Consider the following 16,925-nt stretch of genomic DNA (forward strand, 5'->3'; position numbering starts at 1 on the left):
GCCCGGCCGTGTGGAGCCTTCCTCGAAACGCTGCCAAACGATGAGGAAGGTACACGTCACTTGACGACGGACACTGCCGTAATGCCTGCTTTCGACACGCTGGGACTTCCCCAGGACATCGTTGGAGAGCTGGCCAAGAACGGTGTGACCACCCCGTTCCCGATCCAGGCCGCCACCATTCCGGACGCCCTCGACGGCCGAGACGTCCTCGGCTGCGGCCGTACCGGATCGGGTAAGACCCTGGCCTTCGGCCTGCCGGTCCTCGTGCGCGCCGCCGAGCGCCGCGCCGCCGCCAACCGTCCCCGGGCCCTGATCCTGGTGCCCACCCGCGAGCTGGCCCACCAGGCCCGCGACGCCCTGCGCACCTACGCCCGCATCGTGGGCGCCCGCGTGGGCGACGTCGTCGGCGGCAGCTCCTACACCCGCCAGATCAACGAGCTGCGCCGCGGTGTCGACGTTCTGGTCGCCACCCCCGGCCGCCTCACCGACCTCATCGACCAGGGCGTCTGCGACCTGGGCGACGTGGAGGTCTCGGTGCTCGACGAAGCCGACCAGATGTGTGACATGGGCTTCATGCCGCAGGTCACCCAGCTCCTGGACCAGGTGCGCCCCGGGGGACAGACCCTGCTGTTCTCGGCCACGCTCGACGGCGACGTCGACAAGCTGGTCCGCAGGTACATGAACGAGCCGCGCACCCACTCCGTGGACCCGCCGGTATCGCAGGTCGCCACCATGGAGCACCACCTGCTCAAGGTGCTGCCCCGTGACAAGAACAAGATCGTCACCCTGATCGCCGCGCGCGACGGGCGTACCCTCCTGTTCGTGCGCAGCAAGTACCGCGCCGACACCATCAGCGAGCAGCTGGCCCAGGCCGGTGTCCCCAGTGCTTCCCTGCACGGCGGCAAGACCCAGAGCGTGCGCACCCGCACCCTGGCCAAGTTCCGTGAGGGCCGCATCCAGACCCTGGTCGCCACCGACGTCGCCGCCCGCGGCATCCACGTCGACGGCATCGACATGGTCGTCAACGTCGACCTGCCCACCGGCCACAAGGACTACCTGCACCGCGGCGGCCGCACCGCCCGCGCGGGCTCCTCGGGCTCCGTGGTGTCCCTGGTGGCGCCCAACCAGCGCCGTATGGCCCGCCGCCTGCTCAGCGACGCCGGTGTCGACGCCAAGCAGCACCTGGTCAACCCCGGCGACGAGCTGCTCTCCGAGGTGACCGGTGCCAAGGAGCCCTCCTGGGAGCCGTGGATCGAGCCGCCGGAGCCCGTGCGTGAGCGCCGTGGCCGTGGCGGTCCCCGTCGCGGCGGCTACCGCGGGGGTCCCCGCGGCGACCGCAGCGGTGGCGGGTACCGCGGCGGCTACCGGGGCGACCGTTCCCGCGGTGAGCGCGGTGAAGGCGGTTCCCGTGACGGCGAGGGCGGCCACCGCGGCGACCGCCGTGGTGGCGGGGGCTACCGCGGCGGCGACAACCGCGGCGGCTACCGGGGTGACCGCCGCGGCGGCCCGCGCCGGGGCGACCGTTACGACTCCGCTCCCCGCTAGGTCGTGCTGCGGGCGCCGCCCTCGCTCAGCGGGGTGCGCGTCCGCGGATACCCCAGGTAGTACCGGAACGTGAACGGACCAGAGTCCGGCAGGTGGCACCTGCCGGACTCTGGCTTTTCCGGGGTCACCTACTCCTCTCGGACACCGTCACCCGACGCAGGTCGCTGCCCCGGGTCTCGCGGGAGACCGCGACGGCGACCAGGGTGACCGCCCCCATCGCCGCCACGTACAACGCGATCGGCGTGCTGCTGCCGAACGAGGCCAGCAGCATGGTCGCGATCAGCGGTGCCAGGCCACCTGCCACGATCGACGCCAGCTGGTAGCCCACCGACGCGCCCGAGTAGCGCACCCGGGTGCTGAACAGCTCGGAGAAGAAGGCGGCCTGGGGGCCGTACATGGCACCGTGCAGGATCAGTCCCACCGTCGCGGCCAGCGTCACCGAGCCGAAGGTGCCCGCGTCGACCAGCGGGAAGAACACGAACGCCCAGACCGCCATGCCCGCGGCGCCGACGGCCGTCACCGGCCGCCGCCCGATCCGGTCCGACAGGGCGCCCCAGGCGGGGATGGTCACCAGATGCACCGCGGAGGCGATGAGCACCGCGTTGAGGACCTGACCGTTGGGCATCTGGGCCTGCTGGGTGGCGTAGACCAGGATGAACGCGGTGACGACGTAGTAGGAGACGTTCTCGGCCATGCGCACGCCCATGGCCACCAGCGCCTCGCGCCAGTGGTCTCGCAGCACGCCCAGGATGGGGGCGCGCTCGGGCTCGGCCGAGGAGGCGGCCCGCTCGCGTGCGTCGCGAAAGACCGGGGACTCGCTCACCGCCAGGCGGATCCACAGGCCGAGGAGCACCAGCACGCCCGAGAGCAGGAACGGGATACGCCAGCCCCAGTCGAGGAAGGCCTCGTCGCTCATCGCCACGGCCAGGACCGCCAGTACGGCGGTGGCCAGCAGGTTGCCGCCCGGTGCGCCCGCCTGTGGCCAGGACGCCCAGAAACCGCGGTGCTGAGGTCTGCCGTGCTCGGCGACGAGCAGGACCGCGCCGCCCCACTCGCCGCCCAGGGCGAAGCCCTGGACCACCCGTAGCAGGGTCAGCAGCAGTGGCGCGGCCACACCGACCGCCGCGTAGGTCGGCAGCAGGCCGATCGCGAACGTGGCGCCCCCCATCATCAGCAGGCTGATGATGAGCAGCTGTTTTCGGCCGACCCGGTCTCCGAAGTGGCCGAAGACCAGGCCGCCCAGCGGGCGCGCGACGAACCCCACGGCGTAGGTCGTGAACGCCAGCATGGTGCCGACCAGCGGCTCGGACTCGGGGAAGAAGACCCGGTTGAAGACCAGGGCGGCGGCGGAGCCGTAGAGGAAGAAGTCGTACCACTCGATGGTCGTGCCTACGAGGCTGGCGGTGACCACACGGAGGAACGGCGCCCTCCGCCGGTCGGAGGGCGGTGCTGGGGAGGAGTTCTGTTCCATGACCGGAACGGTAGGGAGCGCCCGCGGGGCTGACCATGGCTGCTTCCGCCACAGGCCGGGGCGTGATCATGTGTCCGTGGCGGATTGTTGACCCGTTACGGTCCTTTGCTTTCCCTTCGCGTGTCCACCTGGGTCCCACAGCGGGTGACGTGCAAGGTTACGGGGTGGCCTTGATCCGTCCGGGGCCGTCTGGCCGCCTGAAGGGGAGCGCGTGAACGTCATCAACGACGCCATCGTTGCCGTCAACGACTTCTTCTGGAGCTACTTCCTCATTCCGCTCCTGATCATCCTGGCCGCCTACTTCACGGTGCGTTCGGGGATCGTGCAGCTACGCCTGCTCCCGGAGATGTTCCGTGTCATCCGTAGCGCCCCCGGGATCGCCCCCGACGGCAGGAGGGAGATCTCCTCCTTCCAGGCCTTCGCCGTCTCGGCCGCCTCCCGGGTGGGGACCGGCAACATCGTCGGCGTGGCCACCGCGATCGTCCTCGGCGGCCCCGGCGCGGTGTTCTGGATGTGGGCGATGGCCGCGCTGCTGGGCGCGGCGGCGTTCGTGGAGTCCACCCTCGCCCAGTTGTACAAGGTACGCACCACCACCGGGTTCCGGGGCGGTCCCGCCTACTACATGCGGTACGGGCTGGGCAGCCGGTGGATGGGCGTACTGTTCGCCGTCGTCATCACCGTGACCTTCAGCCTGGTGTTCAACACGGTGCAGGCCAACAGCATCGCCTCCGCCATCTCCACCTCCGCGGGCGTCCTCGGCGGGTCACCCGGGCTCTTGCTGTCGACCGTGGTCGGCCTGCTCCTGGCGGGCCTGACCGCCCTGGTCATCTTCGGCGGCATCCGGCGTATCGCCCACGTGGCCCAGAGCCTGGTCCCGCTGATGGCGACCCTCTACATCCTGATCGGCCTGTACGTGGTGATCGTCAACATAGGCGAAGTGCCCCGGGTCGTCAGCGACATCTTCACCTCGGCCTTCGGTGCGCGCGAGTTCGTCGCCGGAGGCGTGGGCACGGCGATCGTCCAGGGCATGCGGCGCGGCATGTTCTCCAACGAGGCGGGCCTGGGATCGGCCCCCAACGCCGGCGCCACCGCCTCCGTCTCCCACCCGGCCAAGCAGGGGCTGGTGCAGACCCTGGGCGTGTACTTCGACACCTGGCTGGTGTGTTCGGTGACGGCCTTCATCGTCCTGGTCGGCGATCCCGACTTCGGGGGCGAGGCGGGCATCCAGGTCACCCAGGGCGCGCTGGAGGCCAGCCTGGGGGAGTGGGCGCTCCACGCGCTCACGGTCATCCTGTTCCTGCTGGCCTTCACATCGGTACTGGGCAACTACTACTACGGCGAGACCAACCTGATGTTCCTGGACAGCAGCCCCAGGCACATGACCTACTTCCGCTACGCGGTCCTGGCCGCGGTGTTCCTCGGTTCGGTGGCCCCGCTGACCCTGGTGTGGAACATCGCCGACGTCTCCATGGGCGTCATGGCCGTCGTCAACCTGCTGGCGCTGGCACCGCTGTCGGCGACCGCCTTCCGGCTGCTGGCCGACTACAGCCGCCAGCTGCGCAACGGGCTGGACCCCCAGTTCACGCTCTCCAAGATGCCCGACCTACAGAACGTGGAATGCTGGGGTCCGGCCTCCGGTGCCCTGCCCGACGACGTCCAGCGTGCCGAGGGCGAGGCGCCCCCCGACCCGGGCCTGGACGCGGACGAACGGGAGCGAACCGCGGAGGAGCCCGACGGAACGGACGGGGAGGCCGGGGAGCGGACCGACGGGGGCGGCGACCCGGGGGAGGAGGGGCCGCAGGAGCGTTAGAGGCCCCCCGGGGCAGGGGAACCGGGGACCCCGCGCGAAGCGATAGCGAAGGTATGCAGAAGGTATCCGCCTCCTCCCGCTCCCCCTCTCCCGCCGTGCTCCTCCTGGCCGCACTGGCCGGACCCGCCCTGGGCGCACTGAGCATCCTCGGGGCGGTCCTGCTGCCCGGGTGGATCCGGACGCTGTTCACCGACCTGTCCTCAGGCTGGTGCGCCGTCGTGGTCCTGCTGGGCATGTGGGCGAGTACCCGGCTGCGCCCCTGGCAGGTGCCGGTCTCCGGAGCCGTGGCCCTGCTCAGCGCCGTGGTGTGCTACTACGCAGCGGGGGCGGTACTCACCGGCGGACCGGGCTACCTCCTGAACCCGGTGGGATGGTTGCTCCCGGCCTGGCTGTGGCTGCTGGCCGCGTGCGTGGCCGGTCCTGTGCTGACCGGGGCCGGGGCGTGGATCCGCCACGAACGGCGGTCGCGCCGCCTCGTGGGGCTCGGCCTGCTGGGCGGGGTCTTCCTCGCCGAGGCGCTGCTCCCGGTGCTGGACTGGGCGCACTTCCGGATCACGATGCCGGAGGTGCCCCCGTTCGGGTCCCCGGTCCCCATGTTCGTCCAGTCCGGAGTCGTCGCGCTGTTGGGCGTTATGCTCATCCTGGTGGTGGCCCGCGTGCCGGGGGACCGGCCACGTGCGCTCGCCGCGATGGTGCCCGCGGGCCTGGTGTGGTACGTGGGTGTGTGGGGAGCGCAGAGGGTGATGTTCCTGTCCGGGATGGGGTACCTCGGCTGACTCCGGGCACCTCGGTTGTCCACAGGCTCGAGTGGAACGTTCACGGGCGAAAATGATTTTCGGTACTATGCCTGAAGTTCCCGCCCGACCACTGCGGAGTGACCACCGTGCCCGACCGGACGACGCCCGCCGTACCCGACCCCGCCGCATCCAACTCCCTTGGCGACACGCTCGCCGGGGGATGGGACGACCGGGTCGACGAGCTACCCCCAGAGGACTGGGGGCGCCGTGGGGGACAACGCAGAACCGGGACGGTCTGGCTGTTCGCCCTCTTCATCACCATGATGGCGATGGGACACGCCTGGCTGTCCGACCAGCTGACCAGCCAGGCCTTCCTCGCGTGGGCCACCATCTTCACCGCGATCAGCTTTCAGGCGATCCCCTTCCTGGTCTTCGGGGTGGCGCTGTCGGCCGCGCTCACCGCGTTCGTCCCGGCCTCGGCCTACCAGCGCTTCATCCCTTCCAGCCCCAGCCGCGCGGTGCCGGTGGCCGGGGCATCGGGAGCGCTGCTGCCCGGCTGCGAGTGCGCCTCGGTCCCCATCGCCGGAAGCCTGATCAAGGGCGGGGTGGCGCCCGCCGCCGCGCTCACCTTCCTGCTGGCCGCACCCTCCATCAACCCGATCGTCATGATCGCCACCGCGGTGGCCTTCGCCGGACAGCCCGAGATGGTGCTGGCCCGGTTCGCGGCCTCGCTGCTGGCCTCGGTGGCCATCGGGTGGATCTGGGTGCGTTTCGGCCGAGCCGACTGGCTGCGCCTGCCCGCCCGCCCCCACAGCCCCGGCGAGCCCCGGTGGAAGGTCTTTCGGGAGTCGATGCTGCACGACATGATGCACGCGGGCGGCTACCTGGTGGTCGGCGGCCTGGCAGCCGCCACCCTCAACGTCATGGTGCCGCGCGAGTGGCTGCTGACGGTGGCCGAGGCTCCGGTGATCTCGGTGCTCGTACTCTCCGTACTCGCCATCCTGTTGTCCATCTGCTCCGAGGCCGACGCGTTCGTGGCGATCAGCCTCACCGAGTTCTCGCCCACCGCCAAGCTCGCGTTCATGGTGATCGGCCCGATCGTCGACCTCAAACTCATCGCGATGCAGGCGGGTGTGTTCGGCTGGCGCTTCGCGGTGCGCTTCGCGCCGCTGTGCCTGCTGGTCGGCCTGCTCAGCACGTTCCTGATCGGAGGCTTGGTCCTGTGAACCGCATTGCTCAGGGGCTCACCCTCGTGCTGCTCGGCGCGGCCGCGCTGACCAGCACGGTGGCCACCGACCTGTACCTGAACTGGGTCAAGTCGGGCTTTGGCCCCTTCCTCATCGCCGCTGGCGTGGTCATGGTGGTGCTCGGCGTGCTCGTCATCGTGGCCGAGCTGCGCGGGGAGAGGACGGAGCGGGAGGCGGACGTGGCCGTGGCAGAGGCCGCCGACACCGGGGACGGGGCCGCGGGGGACCACCAGGGGCACGACCACTCCCGTGCGCCCGGGGTGGCCTGGCTGCTCCTGCTGCCCGTGCTCGCCGTCTTCGTCGTCGCTCCTCCCGCGTTGGGTGCCTACACCGTGGAGAGCACCTCTGACTCCTCCAGCCCGCCGCCGTCGGACCAGCCCCGCTCGGGCCGGTTCGACGACGGTCTGGCCGAGGCGGAGCCGGGTGAGGCCGTCTCCATGGACATCCGCCAGTTCGTGATGCGCGCCTGGATCGACGAGGAGCGCCTGCTGGCCGGACGCGAGGTCGAACTGACCGGGTTCGCGGTGCCCGACTCCGGTGGGGGCTGGTACCTGGCGCGCCTACAGATGGCCTGCTGCGCCGCCGACGCGGTCGTCAACAAGGTGCGCGTCTCCAACGAGCCCGCGCCCGAGGCCGACACCTGGTGGACGGTGCGTGGTACCTGGGTCGAGCCTGAGGGGGAGATCTCCGAGGTCAGCGAGCACGGGTTCGAGGTCCGGGAGATGGAGGAGGTCACCGACCCGCCGGACCCCTACGAGTAGCGAGTGGAGCCGACCGGCAGGCCCTGTCCCGGATTTACGCGGTGACGACACGTGTGCCTGCCGGGTCGGCTGTCCGCCACACCGCCGACGTTTCGCCGAATGTCGAACCTCCCGGGTGACAATGGGCGGGTGTCAGGATGGCGGGATGGGTTCAGGAGGGCGTGGCGTCGGATACGTCCCCGGTCGATCCGCGCCCGTGTCACTGTCGGCGCGGCTCTGGCGCTGGCGGTGTTCACCGGTCTGGACCTGGCCCTGACCAGCTTCCTCATCCGCGAGACGGTTCTGACACAGGTCAGCGTTCTGGCCTCGGAGGAGGCGCGCGGGGTCTCCGAGCACATCGCCGACGAGCGCTACCCGGGCCTCATCCCGGAGGGCAACAACATCCTGCGGTTCCAGGTCGTCGAGCGCGGCAGCGGTGAGGTCCTCGCCTCCAGCATCGTCCTGGAGGGCCAGCCGCAGCTGACCGGGGAGCGCCCCGCCCCCGGCGAGGACCGGGTGGAGACCATCGTCTGCGGACAGGAGTCCAGCACCTGTCTGCTGGTGGTGGGATACGCCGTCGACGACACGGCCTACGGAGACGTCATGGTCTTCTCCGGGGTCAGGACACCCCAGATCCTGGCCACCCGCACGCTGGAGGCCCTACTGGTGGGGATGTCCTGTGCCCTGCTCCTCGCCACCGGGATCGCCATCTGGTACGGGGTCGGCCGCGCGCTGCGCCCCGTGGAGGAGATCAGTGCGCAGCTGGACACCCTCTCCGCCAGCGACCTGAACCGCAGGCTCCCCGTGCCCAGGAGCCAGGACGAGATCGCCAGTCTGGCCCGCATCGCCAACGCCACCCTGGAGCGGCTGGAGGAGGCCGTCACCAGGCAGCGGCGGTTCGTCTCCGACGCCTCCCACGAATTGCGCAACCCCATCGCCGGGATGCGGACCAAGCTGGAGGTGGAGCTCTCCGATCCCGAACCGGATCCCCGGATGCGCGAACTGCTGCTCACCGGACTGCTCTCGGACACCGAGCGGCTGGAGAACATCGTCAACGACCTGCTCGAACTGGCCCGCCTGGACGCCCGCACAGCCGTGGAACGGGAGAGGCTGGACCTGTCCGCGCTGGTCGAGGAGGAGTTCGTGGACAGGCACCGCCACCCCCGCCTGACGGTGCACTCACCGGGCCCGGTCTACGCGGACGTCAATCGGCTGCGCGTGGTCCGGGTCCTCACCAACCTGATCGCCAACGCGCGACGGCACGCCAGGTCCCGCATCGACGTCATCGTCCGCCACGAGGGGGGCCGCGCCGTGGTGGAGGTGCACGACGACGGAGCGGGCATCCCCGAGGGAGAGCGTGAACGGATCTTCGAGCGCTTCGCGCGGCTGCGGGAGTCGAAGGAGCGCGATCCCGGCGGCAGCGGCCTGGGCCTGGCGATCTCGCGGGAGATCGTACGCAGCTTCGGGGGCAGCCTCGTGGCGGGGCACAGCGAGCTGCTCGGCGGAGCGGCTTTCACCCTCCGCGTTCCCGAGCGTTCCGAGGACGCCGAAGCGGACGGGCGCGCCGGGTAGCCGTGCCCCGACCTGCCGGGGAAGCCCGGGGCCGCCGGTGCCGGAGGGGAGACGGGACACGCGCGGGCCCCTCCGGCACCGGGCGACACCGTTACTCGCCGGTGCCGTCGCCGAACAGGTCGACCTCGTCGGGGGAGGGGCGTTCGAAGTCGAGGGGGAGGATCTCCCCGCCGTCGCTGTCGGTGACCATGGGCTCCTGGAGGACCTTGGGTCTCTCACCGGCGTTGTGCTGTACCACCATGACCCCGGAGTAGCCGCTGTGGTCGTCCTCGGTGGCCGTGAACGGGACCAGGCCCGGCCCCGGCCACTCGTGGGAGTGCAGGGTGTCGAGCAGGTTCTGGCGGGTCAGGTCGGGGCCGACCTTCATCAGGGCCTGGGCGAGCAGGGTCGCCTGCACCATGCCGTAGACGGTGGTGTCGGTGAAGGGCGTGCCGGAGTTGTACTCCTCGTGGATCTCCAGGAAGAACTCGGTCCAGGGGTCCTCGCGCTGGGCGACCATCGGCAGGAACGCGGTGATGATGAGGCCGTCGAGGAAGGACTCCGGCGGTATCTCCTCGGCGGAGGTGCCCTGTGCGTACTCCTCGATGAGGGCGGTGGCGACCTCCACGTCGCCGCCGAAGCTGGGCGCCACCCACTGCGGCGTGTAGCCGATGGCGGTGGCCTCCAGGATGGCCAGCCCGAGGAAGGCGGGAATGCAGTAGCAGACGGCGACGTCGGCGCCGGACTCCTCGAGGGCCTCGATCTGTCCGGCGAGCTCGGGGACGCCGGGATCGTAGGACTCCCATGCCACGATCTCCTCGGTGAGGTACTGCTCGATCCCCGCGTGGGAGGAGGGGCCCACGTCGTCGTTCTGGTAGAGCAGGCCCACCTTGTCGCCGGGGAACTCCTCGGCGAGGAACTGGCCCTGGACCTTGGCCTCCCTGGTGTAGTCGACCTGGAAGCCGTAGCTGTAGGGGTAGACCTCGGGCTGGTCCCAGGCCAGGGCACCGGAGGAGACGAAGAGGTCGGGGACGCCCCTCTCGTTGAGGTCGTCGATCACGGCCTCGTGGGTGGGGGTGCCCAGACCGCCGAGCATGGCGAAGATCTCGTGCTCGTTGAGCAGGTTGTCGGTGGCCTCGATGGTCTGCGCGGGGTCGAACGAGTCGTCCTGGACCTGGTACTCGATCCGGCGTCCGTGGATGCCGCCGTTGTCGTTGATGTAGTCGAACATGGCCCGGGCGCCGGTGGAGACATGGCGAAAGCCGGGGGAGGCGGCTCCGGTGAGCGGCTGGTGCGTGCCGATGACGACGGCATCGTCGGAGACCCCGCGGGTGTCGGCTCCGCCGGCGCCGTCCGTGCCCTGGCTGTCGGAGCAGGAGGTGAGGAGAACCGTGACTACCAGTGTCGAGGCGAGGATTCTCAGTGTTCGCATGATGGTGTCCTGGACTCAGTCGTGCCTTCTCGGGGCGGGCGTGGGGGCACCCGGGGAGGTACGTGGTACGGAGCGGACGGCGGGGGTCTGTGTCTACTCACCAGTACGTTACTTGTGAGTAGAGACTGTACGCGTGTCAAGAGCTATTGCAAACCGACTGGTAGGTCGGAATAAATGGACTTGAGTCCGTAAAAGCGAAAACGTAGGGCTTCACGTCGTTATAAGCATTGGCCGTGGTGTGGGTCACGGGCCCTGTCAGCTAGAGGATTCGGCTGAGTGGGGGGACGGCGCGAATGACGGCGGTCACGTCCGCTTTTCGGCACGCGAAAGAGGGGCGAGGCCTCTCGCGTTGCTTTCCGGGCCCCGGGAATTCTGCAAGCTGGAACGGTGTGCGGCCGGACGCTGGGGCGGCGCGCGGCCGGGTCAGCCGTTGAGCGCGTCAGGCGCGTGGCCGTTGCGGTGGCCCCTCAGCGCCTCGACGGCGTCGGCCGTGGCGGCACCGGCCGGCGCGGGGCCGGGGGAGTGGGACGAGTCGTGCAGGATCTCGCGGGCCAGTCGGGCGATGCTGTCGGAGGCCTGGTGGATCGGGCTGTCGCGCCGCCAGGCCAGCAGGTGGCGCAGCTGTATGGGCGCTCCCTCGAAGGGGCGGACCACCACGCCCTCGCCGGTGTCGAAACCCGGCTGGCACGGCGCGACCGCCCGGCGGCCGGCGATGAGGTCGCGTATCTCGGAGCGGTCGTAGAGCCGGTAGGGCACCTCGGGGGTGAACCCGGCCCGCTGGCAGGCCAGATAGAAGCACTCGGGCCAGCCGGTGCCGTCCGGCGGGGTGAGTGCCCACGGGGCGTCGGCCAGGTCGCCCAGGCGAACCAGCGGTCTGTCCGCCTGGGGGTGGTCGGCCCACAACGCCACGTGCAGCGGCTCCACCGAGAGCATCGCCCAGGACAGGAGGCCGTCCGTGGACAGGTCGCGGTCCACGTAGTCGATCGTGGTCCCCAGGTCCAGACGGCCCGCGCGTACCAGGTCGGTGACCAGTTTGGGGGAGTACTCCGTGCGCACGTGGACGGGCACCCCGGGGAAGACCTCGGGTAGGCGGGCCGACAGCTCTATGGTCAGCGGCCCCACCCCGCCCAGGCGCAGTGTGGTGGGCGAGGCGCCGCGCGCGGTGATGTCGTGGAGCAGGTCGTCCATGGACAGCAGGACCGAGCGGGCGCGGACCAGTACGAACTCCCCCAGTTCGGTGGGATGGACGCCGGAGCGGCCGCGGTGGAACAGCGGTCCGCCGACCTCGCGCTCGATCCGCTGGAGCTGGGTGGTCAGCGCGGGCTGGGACGTGGAGAGCGCGGCGGCCGCCCTGGTCACACTGCCGGTGTCGGCCAGGAGGCAGATGGTGCGCAGGTGGCGGAGTTCGAGGTCCATGCGTGGAATCTAGGACGGGGAGGGCCCCCGTGTACAGACGGGTCGTCCCCGTGGCCGGAGCCAGCCGTGCCGTCCAACGGGGCGACGGCCTGTGACCCGGCTTGTCAAAGGTCGGGCCGCCGGACATATCGGCTTGTGGGGTAAGGTGCCCTGCGTCACCATATAGTTGGACGCCCTACTACGTCCGCATGCTGGACAGTCCGAAAGCGCGGGAGAAACCCATGACGGTCGAACGCACGCTGCACACCCCCGAGGCGGAGCAACTCCTGGAACTGACCCGGGAGATCGCGGACAAGGAGCTCACTCCGCGCGCGTCCCACGACGAGGAGGGCGGCCTCTTCCCGCGCGAGGTCTTCCGTGTGCTCGGCGGGTCGGGACTGCTCGGACTGCCCTACCCCGGTGAGTACGGCGGCGGCGACCAGCCCTACGAGGTGTACCTACAGGTGGTGGAGGAACTGGCCCGCGGCTGGCTGGCGGTCGGCCTGGGCGTCAGCGTCCACACCCTGTCCTGCTACCCCGTGGCCGCTTTCGGCTCCGAGGACCAGAAGGCCGCGCTCCTGCCCGACATGCTCGGCGGCGGCCTCCTGGGCGCCTACTGCTTGTCCGAGGCGGCCTCCGGCTCCGACGCCGCGGCCCTGACCACCCGGGCCGAGCGTGTCGAGGACGGCTACCGGGTCAACGGGGCCAAAGCCTGGACCACCCACGGCGGCCGGGCCGACTACTACACGCTCTTCGCACGCACCGGTGCCCCCGACTCCGGCTCCCACGGCATCAGCTGCCTCCACGTCCCCGCCAGCGCCCCCGGTCTGGCCTCGGCCGCGCCCGAGCGCAAGATGGGCATGAACTCCTCGCCCACGGCCGGGGTGCTCTTCGACGACGTCCTGCTCGGCGCCGGCGCCCTGGTCGGTGAGGAGGGCAGGGGGTTCGGCATCGCCCTGGCCGCCCTCGACTCGGGGCGCCTGGGCATCGCCGCCTGCGCCGTCGGCCTCGCCCAGGCCGCCCTGGACGCCGCCGTCGCCTACTCCCGCGAACGCCACCAGTTCGGCAGGGCCATCGGCGACTTCCAGGGCCTGGGCTTCATGCTCGCCGACATGGCCACCCAGGTCGCCGCCTCCCGCGAGCTCTACCTGGCCGCCGCACGCCTGCGCGACGCCGGGCGCCCCTTCGGCAAGCAGGCCGCCATGGCCAAGCTCCTGGCCACCGACACCGCCATGAGGGTCACCACCGACGCCGTGCAGGTCTTCGGCGGCTACGGCTACACCCGGGACTTCCCCGTCGAGCGCTACATGCGCGAGGCCAAGGTGCTCCAGATCGTGGAGGGCACCAACCAGGTGCAGCGCATGGTCATCAGCCGCCACCTGGCCGGGAACGCAGCGTCCTGACGGTCTCCTCGTGGGGGTGCACCGCGAGTTCCACCGGGCGGTCGGTCAGGACGGCCAGCGCCGACCGGTACTCCTCACCCCGTTCCAGGTCCAGCAGCGTCGCTGCCTCCGGGCCGCCGTCACCGGACCAGCCCAGCAGCTCGGGGGCGGCGTCCGCCGGGCTCACCAGGACCCGGCGCAGGCCGCCGGACAGCCCCAGGCCGGTCGCCTTGAGCAGGGCCTCCTTGCGAGCCCAGTAACGGAAGAACCCGCCGACCCGGTCGGCGGGGGAGAGGCGCTCCCAGGCCCGGCTCTCCGAGCCGCCCAGGGTGTAGCCCACCAGGCCCTCCAGGTCGCGAGTAGCGGAGACGCGCTCGACGTCCACTCCCACGGGTACGTCGGGGGCCAGGGCGAGCACGACCCATGCGCCCGAGTGGCTGACGGAGATCTCCCATCCCTCGGCGGGACCGGTGGGATGGGGCTTGCCGTGGGGCCCCTGGTCGGAGCCCGCGCCGTCGCTGGCGCCCGTGCGCTCCTTCTCCTCACAGGAACGGCAGCGCAAGGCAAAGGTCACCTTCTCGGGCGGGCAGTCGGCGCGCTCGGCCAGCAGTAGCCGGGCCATGGCCCGGCCCAGCAGGTGCCGGTCGCGGTCGGCCTGGTGGCGGAAGCGGGCGTTGCGGGCGAGGTCCTCCTCGTCCATGAGGCGTAGCAGGCGGTCGTCGGCTGCGGAGGTGTGCGCCCACCAGACCTCGGTGGACAGGGGTGCCGGATCGAGCTTCATATCCCCATTGTGACGCGATCTTCCCCGCGTTCGGTGGTGTGAGGCCAACCCAAACCGGGAATTTGGTGATTGGCAGGTCAGCCCGTCCCCTGGGAGGCTCAGATGTCTGTCGTGGTGCTGTTCGGAGCGGGAGCACTCATCGGCCTGGTGGCGCTCACGGCGGTCGTCATCGTCACCCTCCTCATGGAGAGACCGGGAACCGCCGCGGACGGTTCCGGGCCCGAGCGGGCGATGTCCGGGGACGGGTCCGTAATCTAGGAACCGCGCGGGACCGCCGCCCGTGCCGGGAACAGAGCACGGAAGTGGGTCGCATGTCCGAGGAGAGCCGTCCGGCGTTCGCCGCCGAGCGTCGGGAGCGCATTCTCGAACTCGTGCGCGCCAACGGCACCATGTCCCTGCGCGACATCGCCTCGAAGGTCCGCGCCTCGGAGGTCACCATCCGCCGCGACGTGCGCGCGCTGGAGGCCGAGGGGCTCGTCGACCGCCGCCGGGGAGGGGTCGCCCTCCCGGGGCGGATCGGCCACGAACAGAGCTACTCCGGAAAGAGCGGCCAGTGCGCCGCGGAGAAGGCCGCCATCGCCTCGGCCGCGGCCCGCCTGGTCCGTTCCGGCGACGCCGTCACCATCGGCCCCGGCAGCACCGCCGAGGCCTTCGCCCGCGAGCTCCTGACGCACACCGACCTGACCGTGGTCACCAACTCCCTGGGCGTCGCCGACGTCCTGACAGGTGCCGTCGGCGTCGAGGTGGTCGTGACCGGCGGGACCCTGCACGGGCCCGTCAGGGCACTGGTCGGGGTCGCCGCGGAACAGAGCCTGGCCGGACTGCGCGTCAACCGGGCCTTCCTCTCCGGCAACGGGGTCAGCGCCGACCGGGGCCTGAGCACCCCCAACCCGGCCGTGGCCAGCGTGGACCGGGCCCTGGCCGCCTGCGCCGAGGAGACCATCGTCCTGGCCGACCACACCAAGATCGGCGCCGACACCATGGTGCCCACCGTCGCCCCCGAGGAGATCGCCCACCTGGTCACCGACAGCAGCGCCGATCCCGAGGTACTCATGACCCTGGAGGAGACGGGAGCCCTCGTCCACGTCGCCGTGGTCGTCGGTGAGCGGGGGCAGTGAGGGCCGCTGGGGGAGGTCTCCCCCCAAACGGGGGCGAGGACCGCGTACCCTACCGTTCACGCCCGCCCCGGGGCCGGCGTCCGCCACGTACCCCGGGGGCGCGCCCGAGCGAGCCGCCCGACCCGTTCCGTCCGCCCCGTCCCAGGAGCCGCCGCGCATGCCCTCCCAGCCGACGCCTCAGCACTCGCCGTCCGAGCCGGTACGCGTCACCCCAGAACCCGTGGTGCTCCCCCAGCCCTGGGCGGGCTCCCGGCTCACGGTGGTCGTGCCCACCTACGACGAGGCAGGCAACCTGCCCGCGCTGGTGAGACAGCTCATGGCTCTGGACCTGCCCCACCTCCGGGTCGTGGTCGTGGACGACAACTCCCCGGACGGCACCGGAGAGGTCGCCGACAAGCTCGCCGTCGAGTACGCCGGACGCGTCGGGGTCATCCACCGCACCAGCAAGGACGGCTTGGGCCGCGCCTACGTCGCGGGCATGACCCGAGCCCTGGAGGAGGGCGCCGACTACGTGGCGCAGATGGACGCCGACCTCAGCCACCCCGTGGGCTACCTTCCCCAGCTGCTCGGCACCCTGCACTCCACCAACGCGGGCGTGGTGATCGGCAGCAGGTACGTGCCCGGCGGCAGCCTGTCCGAGCAGTGGGGGCTGAGCCGCCGCATCCTCAGCGGCTGGGCCAACGCCTACGTCAAGGCCGTGCTGTCCATGCCCGTGCGCGACGTCACCGCGGGTTTCAAGGTCTGGCGGGCCTCGGCCTTGCGCACCTTGGACCTGTCCAGCATCGAGAGCACCGGCTACACCTTCCAGGTGGAGATGCACTACCGGGCCTACCGGCGCGGCCAGAAGATGATGGAGATCCCCATCCACTTCGAGGACCGCGTCATCGGCCAGAGCAAGCTCGACGGGGCCGTCGCCCTGGAGGCCGCCCTGCGCCCCCTGCGCCTGCGTCGAGCCGAGCGCGCCCGCCGTTAGCCGCCAGCCGCCCCGCCCGGGACCGGACCCCTTTTTCCGTGAACCCGTGCTTTCCGGCCCGGAAAACTGACATACGCGGGACGGTTTGGGGGCATCGGACTAACGAGGGAAGGGGGGGAGACAGTGACTGAAGAGCCCTATGACGCGAGAACCGGCTCGGGTGACACTGAGGAGCCCTATGACGTGGACACCGACATGGGTGACGACCCCGAGCTGAGCAAGGCCGTCGCGAGGGAACGACGGATCGAACCGGACTACGGCATCCAGGAGTACGACTTCGAGGATCCCGAGATGCCGGGGACCGACAGCTCGGGGCCCCGGGGCATCGACGAGGCGGTGCGCTCCGAGCGCAGCGACCTCTATCCGCGCGAGAACTGGGGAGGGGAGACCCGAAGCGCGGAGCAGGAGGCCGTCCACGAGGTCGACGACGGGAGCGCGCCCGACACCGGCGAGGGGGCGGCCGTCAGGAGCGAACACCCCGACAGGCCGTACGAGCACCCGGCGGACACTCCCCACGGCGACCGGGACGACGAGCGCGACCGGACCACCGACACGTCCGCCTACGTTCCGGACGCCGAGGACCCGAGGGACACCGGCACCCCGGACACCGGGGCTCCGAAGGACACCCGTGCCCCGGACCCCGGCACTTCGGACACCTGATCCCTGCCCCGGCGGCTCCGGCCGGGTGACCGGCGGCCCGGCCGCCGCGGACCTCCCGGAGCCGCCGGGACCGCTCGTCCCGG

15 protein-coding genes are annotated in these 16,925 nt (G+C 71.0%); 11 read left to right on the forward strand and 4 right to left on the reverse strand.

The window, feature by feature from the left end:
* Window positions 1-81 precede the first annotated feature (81 nt).
* On the forward strand, window positions 82-1,545 hold the full coding sequence (locus tag AC0T5L_RS05230; RefSeq protein WP_476164210.1) for a DEAD/DEAH box helicase: 1,464 nt from the start codon (window positions 82-84) through the stop codon (window positions 1,543-1,545).
* 124 nt (window positions 1,546-1,669) lie between these two features.
* On the opposite strand, the gene AC0T5L_RS05235 is transcribed toward AC0T5L_RS05230, so the two are convergent.
* Complete coding sequence (locus tag AC0T5L_RS05235) at window positions 1,670-3,016, reverse strand: MFS transporter (protein ID WP_476164211.1); 1,347 nt, start codon at window positions 3,014-3,016, stop codon at window positions 1,670-1,672.
* A gap of 211 nt (window positions 3,017-3,227) precedes the next feature.
* Between AC0T5L_RS05235 and AC0T5L_RS05240 the strand changes: the two genes are divergently transcribed.
* The 5 genes from AC0T5L_RS05240 to AC0T5L_RS05260 all read left to right on the forward strand — a co-directional run bounded on the left by AC0T5L_RS05240 (window position 3,228) and on the right by AC0T5L_RS05260 (window position 9,122).
* Window positions 3,228-4,826 (forward strand): alanine/glycine:cation symporter family protein, encoded by a 1,599-nt coding sequence (locus AC0T5L_RS05240; protein WP_476164212.1) that lies wholly within the window; start codon window positions 3,228-3,230, stop codon window positions 4,824-4,826.
* Window positions 4,827-4,879: 53 nt separating this feature from the next.
* Window positions 4,880-5,602 carry a DUF6518 family protein gene (locus AC0T5L_RS05245; protein WP_476164213.1) on the forward strand — a complete coding sequence of 241 codons (723 nt, stop codon included), beginning with the start codon at window positions 4,880-4,882 and terminating at the stop codon, window positions 5,600-5,602.
* Between the two features lie 107 nt (window positions 5,603-5,709).
* On the forward strand, window positions 5,710-6,789 hold the full coding sequence (locus AC0T5L_RS05250) for a permease (protein ID WP_476164214.1): 1,080 nt from the start codon (window positions 5,710-5,712) through the stop codon (window positions 6,787-6,789).
* Window positions 6,786-7,571 carry a TIGR03943 family putative permease subunit gene (locus tag AC0T5L_RS05255; RefSeq protein ID WP_476164215.1) on the forward strand — a complete coding sequence of 262 codons (786 nt, stop codon included), beginning with the start codon at window positions 6,786-6,788 and terminating at the stop codon, window positions 7,569-7,571. Before AC0T5L_RS05250 ends, AC0T5L_RS05255 begins: the two co-directional genes overlap by 4 nt.
* Window positions 7,572-7,700: 129 nt before the next feature.
* On the forward strand, window positions 7,701-9,122 hold the full coding sequence (locus AC0T5L_RS05260; protein WP_476164216.1) for a sensor histidine kinase: 1,422 nt from the start codon (window positions 7,701-7,703) through the stop codon (window positions 9,120-9,122).
* Window positions 9,123-9,213: 91 nt separating this feature from the next.
* Here AC0T5L_RS05260 and AC0T5L_RS05265 read toward each other — a convergent pair whose 3' ends face one another.
* Both AC0T5L_RS05265 and AC0T5L_RS05270 read right to left on the reverse strand, forming a co-directional pair.
* Window positions 9,214-10,533, reverse strand: coding sequence for an ABC transporter substrate-binding protein (locus AC0T5L_RS05265; RefSeq protein ID WP_476164217.1), 1,320 nt, complete (start codon window positions 10,531-10,533; stop codon window positions 9,214-9,216).
* A 423-nt stretch (window positions 10,534-10,956) separates the two neighbouring features.
* Window positions 10,957-11,949, reverse strand: coding sequence for a LysR family transcriptional regulator (locus AC0T5L_RS05270; RefSeq protein ID WP_476164218.1), 993 nt, complete (start codon window positions 11,947-11,949; stop codon window positions 10,957-10,959).
* A 221-nt stretch (window positions 11,950-12,170) separates the two neighbouring features.
* Here AC0T5L_RS05270 and AC0T5L_RS05275 point away from each other — a divergent pair, with 221 nt between their 5' ends.
* A complete protein-coding gene (locus AC0T5L_RS05275) occupies window positions 12,171-13,331 on the forward strand; it encodes an acyl-CoA dehydrogenase family protein (protein WP_476164219.1) in 1,161 nt (386 codons plus the stop codon).
* On the opposite strand, the gene AC0T5L_RS05280 is transcribed toward AC0T5L_RS05275, so the two are convergent.
* Window positions 13,297-14,091 (reverse strand): 4'-phosphopantetheinyl transferase family protein, encoded by a 795-nt coding sequence (locus AC0T5L_RS05280; protein WP_476164220.1) that lies wholly within the window; start codon window positions 14,089-14,091, stop codon window positions 13,297-13,299. The genes AC0T5L_RS05275 and AC0T5L_RS05280 overlap by 35 nt on opposite strands.
* Before the next feature lie 102 nt (window positions 14,092-14,193).
* On the opposite strand from AC0T5L_RS05280, the gene AC0T5L_RS05285 reads away from it, so the two are divergent.
* The 4 genes from AC0T5L_RS05285 (at window position 14,194) to AC0T5L_RS05300 (ending at window position 16,842) form a co-directional block, all read left to right on the forward strand.
* Window positions 14,194-14,349 (forward strand): hypothetical protein, encoded by a 156-nt coding sequence (locus AC0T5L_RS05285; RefSeq protein WP_476164221.1) that lies wholly within the window; start codon window positions 14,194-14,196, stop codon window positions 14,347-14,349.
* 53 nt (window positions 14,350-14,402) lie between these two features.
* Entirely contained in the window at window positions 14,403-15,209 is an 807-nt protein-coding gene (locus AC0T5L_RS05290; protein WP_476164222.1) for a DeoR/GlpR family DNA-binding transcription regulator, read from the forward strand.
* A 157-nt stretch (window positions 15,210-15,366) separates the two neighbouring features.
* A complete protein-coding gene (locus AC0T5L_RS05295; protein ID WP_476164223.1) occupies window positions 15,367-16,182 on the forward strand; it encodes a polyprenol monophosphomannose synthase in 816 nt (271 codons plus the stop codon).
* A gap of 123 nt (window positions 16,183-16,305) precedes the next feature.
* Window positions 16,306-16,842: a hypothetical protein gene (locus tag AC0T5L_RS05300; RefSeq protein ID WP_476164224.1), complete on the forward strand. Its 537-nt coding sequence runs from the start codon at window positions 16,306-16,308 to the stop codon at window positions 16,840-16,842.
* The last annotated feature ends 83 nt before the right edge of the window (window positions 16,843-16,925 follow it).

The sequence above is a fragment of the Nocardiopsis sp. TRM 82005 genome (genome assembly GCF_056312425.1).

What these genes read in the sequence shown, in the direction of transcription:
- AC0T5L_RS05235 (WP_476164211.1), bottom strand. Translation starts at nt 3,016, where the DNA reads ATGGAACAGAACTCCTCCCCAGCACCGCCCTCCGACCGGCGGAGGGCG.
- AC0T5L_RS05290 (WP_476164222.1), top strand. Translation starts at nt 14,403, where the DNA reads ATGTCCGAGGAGAGCCGTCCGGCGTTCGCCGCCGAGCGTCGGGAGCGC.
- AC0T5L_RS05265 (WP_476164217.1), bottom strand. Translation starts at nt 10,533, where the DNA reads ATGCGAACACTGAGAATCCTCGCCTCGACACTGGTAGTCACGGTTCTC.
- AC0T5L_RS05280 (WP_476164220.1), bottom strand. Translation starts at nt 14,091, where the DNA reads ATGAAGCTCGATCCGGCACCCCTGTCCACCGAGGTCTGGTGGGCGCAC.
- AC0T5L_RS05270 (WP_476164218.1), bottom strand. Translation starts at nt 11,949, where the DNA reads ATGGACCTCGAACTCCGCCACCTGCGCACCATCTGCCTCCTGGCCGAC.
- AC0T5L_RS05245 (WP_476164213.1), top strand. Translation starts at nt 4,880, where the DNA reads ATGCAGAAGGTATCCGCCTCCTCCCGCTCCCCCTCTCCCGCCGTGCTC.
- AC0T5L_RS05295 (WP_476164223.1), top strand. Translation starts at nt 15,367, where the DNA reads ATGCCCTCCCAGCCGACGCCTCAGCACTCGCCGTCCGAGCCGGTACGC.
- AC0T5L_RS05285 (WP_476164221.1), top strand. Translation starts at nt 14,194, where the DNA reads ATGTCTGTCGTGGTGCTGTTCGGAGCGGGAGCACTCATCGGCCTGGTG.
- AC0T5L_RS05230 (WP_476164210.1), top strand. Translation starts at nt 82, where the DNA reads ATGCCTGCTTTCGACACGCTGGGACTTCCCCAGGACATCGTTGGAGAG.
- AC0T5L_RS05275 (WP_476164219.1), top strand. Translation starts at nt 12,171, where the DNA reads ATGACGGTCGAACGCACGCTGCACACCCCCGAGGCGGAGCAACTCCTG.